General features: G+C 57.3%; 10 protein-coding genes. 4 read left to right on the forward strand and 6 right to left on the reverse strand.

The genetic code is table 11. The annotated features are described in order from the left end of the window. Positions 1–497 precede the first annotated feature (497 nt). Positions 498–974 (reverse strand): winged helix-turn-helix transcriptional regulator, encoded by a 477-nt coding sequence (locus tag ACT3UA_RS18240; RefSeq protein WP_444617770.1) that lies wholly within the window; start codon positions 972–974, stop codon positions 498–500. Between the two features lie 84 nt (positions 975–1,058). On the opposite strand from ACT3UA_RS18240, the gene ACT3UA_RS18245 reads away from it, so the two are divergent. From ACT3UA_RS18245 to ACT3UA_RS18255, 3 genes are all read left to right on the forward strand, one after another. Then, positions 1,059–1,529, forward strand: a complete 471-nt coding sequence (locus ACT3UA_RS18245; protein WP_444617772.1) for a PaaI family thioesterase — start codon at positions 1,059–1,061, stop codon at positions 1,527–1,529. Continuing rightward, on the forward strand, positions 1,519–2,031 hold the full coding sequence (locus ACT3UA_RS18250; RefSeq protein WP_444617774.1) for a PaaI family thioesterase: 513 nt from the start codon (positions 1,519–1,521) through the stop codon (positions 2,029–2,031). Before ACT3UA_RS18245 ends, ACT3UA_RS18250 begins: the two co-directional genes overlap by 11 nt. Before the next feature lie 108 nt (positions 2,032–2,139). Continuing rightward, on the forward strand, positions 2,140–3,102 hold the full coding sequence (locus tag ACT3UA_RS18255; protein WP_444617776.1) for an ADP-ribosylglycohydrolase family protein: 963 nt from the start codon (positions 2,140–2,142) through the stop codon (positions 3,100–3,102). A 79-nt stretch (positions 3,103–3,181) separates the two neighbouring features. Here the strand turns inward: ACT3UA_RS18255 and ACT3UA_RS18260 are convergent, their stop codons facing one another. The 4 genes from ACT3UA_RS18260 to ACT3UA_RS18275 all read right to left on the reverse strand — a co-directional run bounded on the left by ACT3UA_RS18260 (position 3,182) and on the right by ACT3UA_RS18275 (position 8,163). Further along, positions 3,182–3,484 carry a DUF1883 domain-containing protein gene (locus ACT3UA_RS18260; protein WP_444617778.1) on the reverse strand — a complete coding sequence of 101 codons (303 nt, stop codon included), beginning with the start codon at positions 3,482–3,484 and terminating at the stop codon, positions 3,182–3,184. Positions 3,485–3,631: 147 nt separating this feature from the next. Beyond that, positions 3,632–4,675, reverse strand: coding sequence for an NAD(P)-dependent alcohol dehydrogenase (locus tag ACT3UA_RS18265; protein ID WP_444617780.1), 1,044 nt, complete (start codon positions 4,673–4,675; stop codon positions 3,632–3,634). Between the two features lie 250 nt (positions 4,676–4,925). Continuing rightward, on the reverse strand, positions 4,926–7,094 hold the full coding sequence (locus ACT3UA_RS18270; protein WP_444617782.1) for a hypothetical protein: 2,169 nt from the start codon (positions 7,092–7,094) through the stop codon (positions 4,926–4,928). Between the two features lie 700 nt (positions 7,095–7,794). Next, positions 7,795–8,163, reverse strand: a complete 369-nt coding sequence (locus ACT3UA_RS18275; RefSeq protein WP_444617784.1) for a hypothetical protein — start codon at positions 8,161–8,163, stop codon at positions 7,795–7,797. 570 nt (positions 8,164–8,733) lie between these two features. Here ACT3UA_RS18275 and ACT3UA_RS18280 point away from each other — a divergent pair. After that, positions 8,734–10,977 (forward strand): polyribonucleotide nucleotidyltransferase, encoded by a 2,244-nt coding sequence (locus ACT3UA_RS18280; RefSeq protein ID WP_444617786.1) that lies wholly within the window; start codon positions 8,734–8,736, stop codon positions 10,975–10,977. Positions 10,978–11,247: 270 nt separating this feature from the next. Here the strand turns inward: ACT3UA_RS18280 and ACT3UA_RS18285 are convergent, their stop codons facing one another. Further along, a complete protein-coding gene (locus ACT3UA_RS18285) occupies positions 11,248–11,595 on the reverse strand; it encodes a type II toxin-antitoxin system HicB family antitoxin (RefSeq protein WP_217990415.1) in 348 nt (115 codons plus the stop codon). Positions 11,596–11,940: the final 345 nt, after the last annotated feature.

Genomic DNA, 11,940 nt, shown 5'->3' on the forward strand with positions numbered 1-11,940 from the left:
TCGAATTCCTGAGGTTCTGCTGGGGTTATTGCTGATTTCCTTGGGGAAGATTTTCCGAACAAGCTAAATTGCGTGATGGGCTCTGGTCTTCGTAGCTGAGCTCAATGCAGGCTACATCTGAAAACTCCAAATGATCGCGTGTGGAGGCTGAACGCCAGGTCATTCGAAAGTACTTATTTTGTCGATGCGACCAGAAGCGGTTGGACCCTGCAGATAGCAGGAATGCCGCTGGTATTTGTCGCGGCAATGAGGTGCGCCGCCGCTAGCGATGCTAGAAAGTAGTCGGTTTATACCGAGCCACCCTCTACCAACGCAAAATTGATTTCGGACAGCTCAAAGGACAAATTGCGGCGGGAAATGCGCTAAAGGGTGATTGACCACTGTCCGCGTTCGGGTCATGGGCGAGCCTTGACGACAACTAATCTGTTCTGGAATGCGGGGGTGTTGATCGCGTTGGCCGCGGTTTCCGGAAAAGTTGGGGCTGTGATCTTGTGGCCTTAGATAACGGAGTTGCGGAGTTTTGCCCCCGGGCCGGGGGAGACCTGCGATTCTCGTGGTGAATCAAGAACATGCGCACCGGCGCACTGAATAACTGCTGACACCGGTTCGCCGCACTCCCGATGCGTAACCAGTAGCGGTGGGCCAGCCGTATCTGCTTCGTATTTGTCGCCCCACTGGAGCAACGAGATAAGTACGGGATAGAGATCAAAGCCCTTTTGCGTCAGGCGATACTCGTTTCGAGTACGGTGGCCTGGCTCCTTGTATGGTGTGGCCGAGAGAATTCCAGCTGCCACAAGGGTGCGCAGTCTGGCAGCGATGACCGCCTCGGAAGCCCCTAGATGATTACGGATCGCGTCAAATCGGCGCACACCGTTAAAAGCTTCACGAAGCACCATTAGGCTCCACTTTTCACCAATGATGTCCAGCGTGCGCTGAATCGAACAATTCTCGGTGTCATAGTCGAGCCATTGCATGATGAAGAGCGCTCCTTACCGTTGACATGTCCCGTCGATCTAGCTAGCTTCAAATATAACAGTTAGCTTTTGAGAGGCCAATCAATGAAAACAAACAACGACGTACTTCCTGACATGGGGCTCGATGCGGCCAGCGACTTTGTCGCTGCTTCCGGCTTTATCGTTGATGAGGTTGGCAAGACGTTCCTCCGTGGGCACGTGGAGCTCGGGGCAAAGCACCACACCCCATGGGGAGTGGTGCACGGCGGGCTGTTCACCACGATCGTTGAAAGTGCCGCCAGCATCGCGGCGAGCTATGCGGTGAAGGAACTTGGCCAATTTGCCGTCGGTGTACATAACGCCACAGATTTCTTGCGGCCAGGCAGTGCGGGACTGGCAAGGGTGGAAGCCACCGCGCTACACCAAGGACGTACTCAGCAATTGTGGGAAGTCATCATCACAGATGTTGCCAGCTCCAAGGTGCTTGCCCGCGGACAGTTGCGGTTGCAAAACGTGCCGTTGCCTTCGCAAGTTACTGAAGCCCGGAACGAAGAGGGGAAAACAGATGGAAGCTAGATCTGGCGAACACGAAAAGGTCGTGAGGTGGCGAGATCCTGCTAGCGCGCTGCAGCAGCTACCGTTGTTTTCCGGGCTCGAGTATTTGAAACTGATGGCCTCCGGCGAAATTCCGGGGGCGCCCATCGCAGGGCATCTCAATATGGATGTAGCCGAAGTATCTGAGGGGTCGGTGACCTTCACCTGCACTCCGGAGGAGTCGCACTACAATCCGATTGGTGCGGTGCACGGAGGGCTGGTGTGTGCACTGCTCGATTCGGCGCTCGGCTGCGCAGCGCACTCGACGCTTCCTGCAGGAATGGGATATACCTCTATCGAGATCAAAGTGAACTACCTGCGTCCAGTGCTTGCCGACAGTGGGCCGCTGCGATGCACCGGGAGGGTTACCAAGCCGGGCCGGCGAGTGATCTTCGCTGAAGGGGAAGTCGTAGATAAGAACGGCAAGGTCGTTGCGACCGCATCAAGCTCGCTTCTCGTATTCCCTCTTGATTCGAACAAGTAGTAGCTTCCGGCCATCTTGTCGGGCGTGCACGGTAATTTAGACACACAGCAGAAGCTGAGTATGAGTCAAATTTTCTGGTGGGGGGACCGCATGGAGTTTTCGTCTGGCATGAAGAGCCGTATCTGTGGAGCACTCGTGGGCATGGCTGCAGGGGACGCACTTGGCGCTGGCTATGAATTCGATGCCCCGATGCCTCAGGACGCCCCGGTTGCCATGATCGGCGGAGGGCTCGGAGACTTTGCGCCGGGGGAATGGACGGACGATACCTCGATGGCAATCGTGATTGCACGGGCACTCGTAAACTCCCAAAGAACACTCAATAGTGACGCAGCGGATTACATGGTGCGGCAGTGGGCCATTTGGGCTCAGAGCGCACCGGATGTTGGCAGCCAGACGCGTGCCGTCCTCGGCGAGGCCGAAAAAAGCGCGCGTGAAAGCAACCGCCACGAGCCCAGCGCAGAAGACGCACTGAAGGCTGCCGAATCCGTTCACCTGCGAACCGGCCGCTCGGCTGGCAACGGAAGCCTCATGCGAACGGCACCCGTCGCCTTGGCCTATCTAGAGCGCACGCCGGCCGAGGCCTATCAAGCGGCAACTGCCATCAGCAGGCTGACTCACTTCGACGAGGAGGCAGCAGAGGCTTGCGGCTTGTGGACTCTTGCCGTGCGTCACGCTGTGCTCACCGGTGAACTGGATATCCGAATTGGGCTGCAGCTTTTGGAATCCGCTCGCGCAGTGGTTTGGGAACAGCGCATTCAACAGGCCGAAGACAAGCGTCCGCGCGACTTCTCGCATAACGGGTGGGTCGTGGAAGCTTTCCAAGGAGCATGGAGCTCCATTGCCGTTTCCACGGATACCGTAGGGGAGAAGTCAACGCATTTAGTTGCTTCCCTGGAAGCAGCGGTACGTGGCGGTGTTGACACGGATACCGTAGCGGCGATTGCTGGATCGTTGGTCGGTGCTGCCTATGGACTGCCTGCTATTCCAGAGCATTGGCTGGACAAGCTCCATGGCTGGCCGGGGCTCGAAGCTACGAGCCTAGTAGATCTCTCACTCAAATTGGCCGGCTAGCGAACGCAGAAATCCGCGTGCAACCCGTTGGGTTTGACCAACGGGCCACCTGCCTTTTGGCGCACCCGGGCGCTTTTGATTAGGGCCGTCGCTCGACGAGTTTCTGCGGTGGTTCCACGCTCACCGCGTGGCGTACCCCGCGGACGCTCAGCCCCGTCAGATCAATCGCCAAGAACCATGGACCGGACTGAGGGACTTTGAGCCTGTAGGGTGCCTTGCGCGCCATTCCGCCATGGAAGTCGTATTCGGCACCGTCTTGGAAGGCCGCGAAATTTTCTGGATCCATGAGCCTGAGGTTGGCAGGTCCGCTGAGCGTTACCAATAGCACGCTGCCGCGTTCAAGGAAATCCCACTGATATTCGGTGAAATCGGGAGCGGTCACCGTACTTCCCCTGATTTCTCGGCAAGCAGTGGCGGGGCGTTCAGATGTAGATGCAAGTGTTTCCTCCCAAAACGGCGTTCGAACCACTCACTCTTCGGTCAATGGTTCGAACGCCGTGTGCACCTCAGTCGATCAAGTTTTGTTTGCCTAGACGAGCGTCGCTGTATCGATCACGAAGCGGTAGCGGACATCGGACTTCATCACGCGTTCGTAGGCTTCGTTGATCTGCTCGGCGGCAATGACCTCAACTTCTGCGCCAATTCCGTGCTCGGCGCAGAAGTTCAGCATCTCTTGGGTTTCCTCGATGCCGCCAATCTGCGAGCCGGCGAATGAGCGGCGACCGCCAATAAGCGCGAAGGCGTTGACCGGCAGTGGCTCTGCCGGCGCGCCAACGTTGACCATGGTGCCATTGACGCGCAGCAATCCAAGGTAGTCGCTGACATTGATCGAGGCGCTAACCGTGTTGATGATCAGATCGAAGCTCTTTTGCAGCTCCTTGAAGGTGTTCTCGTCGCTGGTGGCGCGGTAATCGCTTGCCCCCATGTGCAGCCCGTCTTCCTTTTTCTTCAAGGACTGGGACAGCACGGTTACTTCGGCACCCAAGGCACTGGCGATCTTCACCGCCATGTGGCCCAGACCGCCAAGGCCCACCACTGCAACTTTCTTGCCCGGTCCGGCACCCCAGTGCTTCAGCGGAGAGAAAGTTGTGATGCCTGCGCAAAGCAGTGGAGCGGCGACATCGAGTTCTATACCTTCAGGAATGCTCAGCACGAAGTTCTCGGTGACGACCACGTGGGTGGAGTAGCCGCCCTGGGTGATGGTGCCGTCGCGGTCCGTGGCACCGTAGGTTCCCACCGACTTGTCGCAGAATTGCTGGTCTCCCGCGAGGCAGTTCTCGCATTCCATACAGGAGTTGACCATGCAACCCACACCCACGCGGTCACCGACCTTGTGCTTGGTGACAGCTGAGCCGACCTCTGCAACGATGCCGGCGATTTCGTGGCCGGGAGCCAGCGGATAAGTCTGCGGGCCCCATTCGCCACGTACGGTGTGGATGTCGGAGTGGCAGATGCCCGAGTACTTGATGTCGATTAGCACATCGTGAGGCCCGACATCGCGGCGTTCGATCTGTGTGGGAATGAGTCCCTCGGTGGCCGAAGGGGAAGCATATGCGTTGACCATGGTTGTCATAGGAGTTCTTTCCCTAGTCTTGATGTAAGCCTGTGTCCGCGCGCCGGATGGCGGCACGCGGATACCAAACGTCTTTAAGTCGTCCATGGGTAGAACATACGTAATCCAGAGAATAGTCCCGTTCTGGGGAACAAATTTGGGAGAATGCGAAACGGCCGTTGAATCCATACTTTGTCGTATCGATCCAACGGCCGTCCGGTTCGCTTCAATTGCACGGCTCTAGCGGTGCTTTCGAAATTTGCTGTTCTGCCTAGCCGTGGCGCCCGCGTCGACGCAGGCCCAGTGCGACTGCGCCCAAGATGACGAGTCCTAGCGCTAGGCTGCCCGCAATGAGCAAACCGTCGCTCGCGCCGGTGTCGGCGAGCTCGTCTTTATTGGAATTATCGTCCGTTGGGCTGTTGTCCTGTTCTGGCGCTTCTTGTGTAGGAGGTGCCGTAGCGGTAGGGGCCTCGTCGTCCGTTGGCTCCGTGGTTGGATCGCCCGTAGGTTCGTCCGTTGGATCGTCGGTAGGATCCGCCGTTGGTTCCGCCGTTGGTTCCGCGGTTGGGTCTTCGGTAGGGGTTGGTGTTACCTCAGCCGCTGGGGCGAACAGTCCAAACCAGGTAGACACGCTGACAACTGGATCAGCTGCAGGCTGGGCAAACGCTGCTGCGCTGCGGTTTGCGTCATCGGCCTCCTGTTCACCATAGAGGTAGTAGGTACCGGCCGTGAGTTCTGCGACTCGTGGATCGTTGACGATCAGGGTTTCACCCTCGACGGTAAAAGCCACGTCCGAAACGGAAACTGGCTGTCCCTGGGTGTCGACGAACTTCACATCAAAACTGAAGTTGTCTTCAGCCACAGTTGGGAACCCTGCGGGTACATCGAAGCCCAGCTCAACTGCTCCAGCTTCAACCAGTGGTAGCCCCAAACGGTTATCAACGATATCGGACTGCAAGGCTAGAACGCTGGCGCCGGAGAGGACGGAAGAGATGGTTTTGCCCTCAGCGTCTTGCACAGTGATGAGCAGCTGGTTGAAGTCCTTTACGGTGTCGGTGAATGCATCGTCGCCTTGCAAAGTGAGTTTGCCGTCGCTGACATTGCCGGTGGTGGTCTGAGGTTCGGCATCAGGTGAAGTGCGGTAGTTGACGGTAATCGCGCCGTTTTCAACATCGGTACCGGTGTTGAAAACGAACTTACCCTCGTCAGGTGCAGAGGATTCACTGTCATACGACAAGTTTTCCTCGCCTGGGGCTACCTGATCGCCGGACTCTGGTTCTTGAGCTTTGGGGACCTCAGGGGAATCAGTTGGTTCTGCCGTCGGATCGGCGGTCGGTTCCTCTGTTGGCTCTGCCGTTGGCTCTACTGTTGGTTCCTCAGTAGGGTCTACGGTCGGTTCCTCAGTAGGGTCTACGGTCGGTTCCACTGTTGGTTCTGTTGTCGGCCCTTCCGTTGGTTCCTCGGTAGGTTCTACGGTCGGTTCCGCCGTTGGTTCCTCGGTAGGTTCTACGGTCGGTTCCGCTGTTGGTTCCTCGGTAGGTTCAACCGTAGGTTCTGTAGTCGGGTCTTCCGTTGGTTCTACAGTCGGTTCTTCTGTTGGTTCCTCGGTTGGTTCGGGAGTCGGTTCAGGAAGCTCGCCGTACAGTCCCATGTAGGCGGTGGCAAGCTGATCTTCGCCCGCTCCTCTAAACGTGACGAAGTAAAAGTCACCTTCGGAGAGTTTCGGCAGTACTTCATCGGAGACCGTAAGCTGGCCGTTTGCAAAGGTCTTGTCGTTTAGCTCGTAGTTCATGAACCCTTGATTAGGCGCATCCGGAGCGTCGCTCCAGTACGCCACTTCGACCGTGGCATCTGCGATCCATGACTGCGACGCAGGAATATTAAAAGTCCAAGACTCAGTGCCTACCGGCAGCAGTGGAGTGTCGCTTGTCTGCTCAATTTTGTCGGCCACCAACGAGGGGGCGCCAGCGGGCACGAAATGAGTGCCGCCTTGGTAGGTCCCGTGGTCAGGGCCTACAGAAGCCCCGAGGCTTATTTGATTGGTATCCGATGGCCACGTTTGGTAACCATTAGGGGTATCGCGTGGGCCGTTGTACACAACTTGCCCATTTTCGTATGTTGCCGGGGCCGAACTTCCGGTCTGCGGTTGGGATGACGAACTCAACCACACTTCGTCGCCCTCGTTGATGAGTCCAGTTTTGTCGTTGAGAATCACAATTCCCTGGGCAGGGTCGCTATTTTCGTAATCAACTGAGAACAGTTCCTCGCCGGGGTCAACGATTTTAAGTTCCTCATCGTTCTTGATAGGTGGCACATCCGCGGAGGGATTCGCGGCATTGATCGTGGCTTGTTGCGCTGCCATGGCCGGAGAAATGACTGCTGCTCCGCCAACAACGCCGCCTAAGGCGAGCGAGCCGGCCGTGATGACGGCAAGTGGCATTCGAGCTCTACGCGCGTTGGATTTCGGGGACTGGTTCATAGAGAAAAGCTTTCGTCTTCAAGAAGATGCGGGCAAGTGTGAACCCAGTACCGTCGAGGTACCCGGAACTCCGGCCAGTAGATCACGAATAGATAACGAGTTCAACCAGTTGATGTACAAGAAGTGCGACAGACTGTTTTGACTAGGTGTTTTATAGGAGAGATTAATGTGAAGTAATTTTAATGGCCATTCGAATGAATGATCCGCTTGCGCACTGCAGGCGTCCTTAGGGCGCGACTCCGAAGGTAAATGGATACGTTGACCTAGGAGCTTGATGAGGCACTAATCGGTGCATCTCGATCTGAGTATTGCGTTTCAGTGCGGCAAGTTTCGGCCATTGCTTATCGAGCGCGTGGCCTCTCCTTGATTTAGAAGGGTATTAAGAAGCAGGTGAAGGTCGCGACAATACAAGGTGCGGAATAGTCGGTGTCCGCCTAGCGTCTCATCGCTAGATCGGGACCAATTATTCGTGGCGTGCATTTAGCCTGAGCGCCGCGAAAGCTTTCTAACGATGGATCCTAGCCCGGTCCGTGGGCCAGTTCCTTTGCCTCTGGGTGCACTGTTTTCGGGGGAGCAGGGCAGGCGAACTTCGACGGCATCGCCGTTGGGCGCGCCAGCTAGCAGGAATTTGGCCCATGCATTTCGACTTTGGAGTCGGGCGCTAGCCTTCCATCGGCGGCCACTGCGCGCGAGTGGCAACGTAGCTGTGTTTCCCGTCTTGCGTGAGGACCGTGATCCTTTCTAGATTGGGCTCGCGTTCTCCAATGCGCAGCATGGTGTTGCTTCCTACATACGCGAGGTCGTCGGTCGGGCTCGATTCCCATTTGTAGGGTTCTAGCGTGATGACCAGTTCGCCGTATGCGGGCGCCTTGACCGAGACAATATGACCGTGCGGGTCCGTCGGATACCACTTGAGGAAATCAGATGGTTGATGGATGTCCATTGCAACGTCTTCCCAGCCCTCGTTGATGGCGTCCATCCACTGCTGCAACTTCTCATCTGCCCAAACAGCGAGTTCTTCCTCAGTCATTTCCTCCGCTGCTGCGGGAGTCGGGGATGCCTCGGGGGAGTCGGGTTCTGCAGTTGGGCTAACGGCTATATCGAATGCCTCCTCGGTCGACGCAGGTCCTTCGGTAGAGCCGGCGGCGTCTGTGCGATCTGCTGCTGGCGTCGAGCATGCCGTCAATGCGAACAGGCAGGCGGTCGCTAGTGCCGCCGCAAGGCGATGGATGGACAATTTAATACGACTCCTTCATTCCTGGTTTGGGTTTGGGCGGGAGTCCGCTGCAACGCGTCAGAGAACCCTCGGTATTTGGGTTTGAGCACCAAGACACCCGCTCGATCCGACAAAAACTGCACCTTTGACTAATTCCCGGTAGGCTTAGAGTCAGGTCTTGGCCTTTGGCTAAGCCCTCAACGATAAATACACTCCCTTGACTGCGTCACCGTGAGTCCTGACCGCCAGTATCGCGGTCCTCGGTAGTGGCTTTCGCTCTAGTCTATTGCGGCTAAAGTGCGAGTCTCGATCGAAGACCAGATCTGGGTAGGCCTGCACGGATCGCTTGTCTCTTTGGGAGCGATCGAAAGGAGAACCCCCTTAATGGAGGGTCCAGAAATTCAGTTCGCCGAAGCACAGATCGACAACGGTCGCTACGGTACCCGCACCATTCGTTTCGAGACCGGCCGCCTGGCCAAGCAGGCCGCTGGCGCTGCAATGGTCTACATCGACGAAGAGACCGCACTGCTCTCGGCCACCTCGGCCGGCAAGCACCCACGCGAAGGCTTCGACTTCTTCCCACTGACCGTGGACGTCGAAGAGCGCATGTACGCAGCTGGCCGTATTCCGGGCAGCTTCTTCCGCCGCGAAGGCCGCCCATCGACCGAAGCCATCCTGGCTTGCCGCCTGATGGACCGCCCGCTGCGCCCAGCCTTCGTCAAGGGCCTGCGCAACGAGGTTCAGGTTGTTGTCACCGTTCTGGCCATCGATCCAGACGAGCTGTACGACGTGGTAGCGATCAACGCTTCCTCGATGTCCACCCAGCTTTCGGGTCTGCCATTCTCCGGTCCAATCGGCGGCGTCCGCGTTGCACTGGTTGATGACGGAGACGGCGCCCAGTGGGTTGCCTTCCCGAAGCACAGCCAGCTGAAGAACGCCGTGTTCAACATGGTTGTTGCCGGCCGTGTGGCAGGCGACGACGTGGCGATCATGATGGTCGAGGCTGACGCCACCGATAACGCTTGGGAACTGATCCAGGGCGGCGCCACCGCGCCAACCGAAGAGGTCGTTGCCCAGGGTCTTGAAGCCGCTAAGCCATTCATCAAGGTTCTCTGCGAGGCGCAGGCCGATCTGGCTTCCCGTGCCGCAAAGGAAACCGTCGAGTTCCCAGTGTTCCGCGACTACGAAGATGACGCCTACGCAGCGGTCGAGGCAGCAGCCTCCACCCGCCTGGCCGAAATCTACGCCATCGCTGACAAGCAGGACCGCGACAACGCCGCAGGCGAGTTCAAGAACGAGATCGTCGCACAGCTGACCGGTGAAGGCGCAGCCTTCGCCGAGCGTGCAGGGGAAATCTCCAAGGCCTTCGGTGCGGTCACCAAGCACATCGTGCGCCAGCGCATCCTGACCGAGCAGATCCGCATCGACGGCCGTGGCCTGGCTGACATCCGTCAGCTCTCCGCCGAGGTCGAGGTCCTGCCTCGCGTACACGGTTCGGCAATCTTCGAGCGTGGCGAAACCCAGATCATGGGCGTCACCACCTTGAACATGCTGAAGATGGAACAGCAGATCGACTCGCTGAGCCCGGTCACCCGCAAGCGTTACATGCACAACTACAACTTCCCGCCATACTCGACCGGTGAAACCGGCCGCGTAGGTTCGCCGAAGCGCCGCGAAATCGGCCACGGTGCCCTGGCAGAACGCGCCATCATGCCTGTTCTTCCTTCGCGTGAAGAATTCCCATACGCAATCCGCCAGGTCTCCGAGGCACTGAGCTCCAACGGCTCGACCTCCATGGGCTCGGTCTGCGCCTCCACCCTGTCGCTGCTGAACGCGGGTGTGCCACTGCGCGCACCGGTTGCCGGTATCGCCATGGGACTGGTTTCGGACACCGTCGACGGCGAAACCCGCTACGCTGCCCTGACCGATATCCTCGGCGCCGAAGATGCCATGGGCGACATGGACTTCAAGGTGGCTGGTACTCCTGAGTTCATCACCGCGATCCAGTTGGACACTAAGCTAGACGGCATTCCTGCCTCGGTGCTCGCCGCAGCGCTGACCCAGGCCCGCGAGGCCCGCCTGCACATCCTGAACGTGGTCAACCAGGCCATCGACACCCCGGATGAGCTGTCCACCTACGCGCCACGCATCATCTCGGTGAAGATCCCAGTGGATAAGATCGGCGAGGTCATCGGCCCGAAGGGCAAGATGATCAACACGATCCAGGAAGACACCGGAGCGGACATCTCGATCGAAGATGACGGCACCGTGCTGATCGGCGCCACCAATGGTGAGTCCGCCGAAGCCGCACGTTCGGCCATCAACGCGATTGCCAACCCTCAGGTTCCTGAGATCGGCGAGCGTTACCTGGGCACCGTCGTGAAGCTGACCACCTTCGGTGCGTTCATCTCGCTGACTCCAGGCAAGGACGGATTGCTGCACATCTCCGAGCTGCGCAAGATCAACGACGGTAAGCGCGTCGAAGATGTTGAGGACGTCGTCTCGGTAGGCCAGAAGCTCCAGGTCGAGATCACCAAGATCGATGACCGCGGAAAGCTGTCGCTGTCTCCAGTTGTTGAGGGAGACGACGAAGCCGAAGCAGAAGCAGAAGCCGTAGCGGCCGAGTAATTCTCGTTTTCTAGTTTGAAAACCCCGGTTCACCGTTGGTGGGCCGGGGTTTTCTGTGCTCAAAATTCAAACTTTGTCCGCACGTGATTTGGATCCGTGATTATGGGCCATGGGCATAGTTCTGCGAGGACGACGAGCAGTCCGCTGGATCCCAGAACAAGCTTGCCTATCTGAATCGTGTAAGGGATTTAAACGCAATTCGACCGTTGCAACTTGAGAAGTTGCAACGGTCGAGCGAGCCATAATAAAGGACTGTTTTGTCCCGTAGCCTTAGCAGGAAGCTAGTCGCTCCGTAAGGTAGCGATTCAGCGAGACTCCTTGGTCGGCAGCGGCGATGGTCAGATCGCGGTGCTTTTCCGGGCTAACGCGAACGCGAATGCTTCCGCTATATTTTCGAACCGAAAAAGGAACAGGTATTTCTTCGTCGTTATCCTTCATATCCTGGATAACTTCGGCGATCAGATCACGTAGGCCAGTCAAGGCCGCGACTTGGTCTTCGTCCATCCACGACAAGGATGGGAATTCCGCAACAGTTGCGACGAATTCTTCGTCTTCAGGTGACCATGACACGTTGTATTTATAGTGAGCTGCGACTGCTGGCGTATGCAAATTAGTCAACTCCGCTCATCTCCTTCATTTTCTCGATTGCCTCGAGTACTTGCTTCACCTGGTAAGGCTTAGCCATCCCATCTTTGTTCTGAATATTCACTCGAGGATCACCAGGCCAGGGAGTTTTGTATATCACATGGCTTCCTGCCCGGTTCCGAGGTATTCCAAAGTGTGCATCGCAAACTTTACGAATGTCCGTGAACTTGATGTTCTTAGGATTTTCCCTCATCTTCGCTTCTATGCCGTCTATTCCCGACATATCCCTATGGTTCCACTATTGGCACCACTTTGGCAAGAGGCGCTCGCTGTATGTTCGATCATATTTGAATCCTATTGAATCAATGATGATGCGAC

The sequence above is a fragment of the Glutamicibacter sp. 363 genome, assembly GCF_052379505.1.
Lineage (GTDB): Bacteria > Actinomycetota > Actinomycetes > Actinomycetales > Micrococcaceae > Glutamicibacter.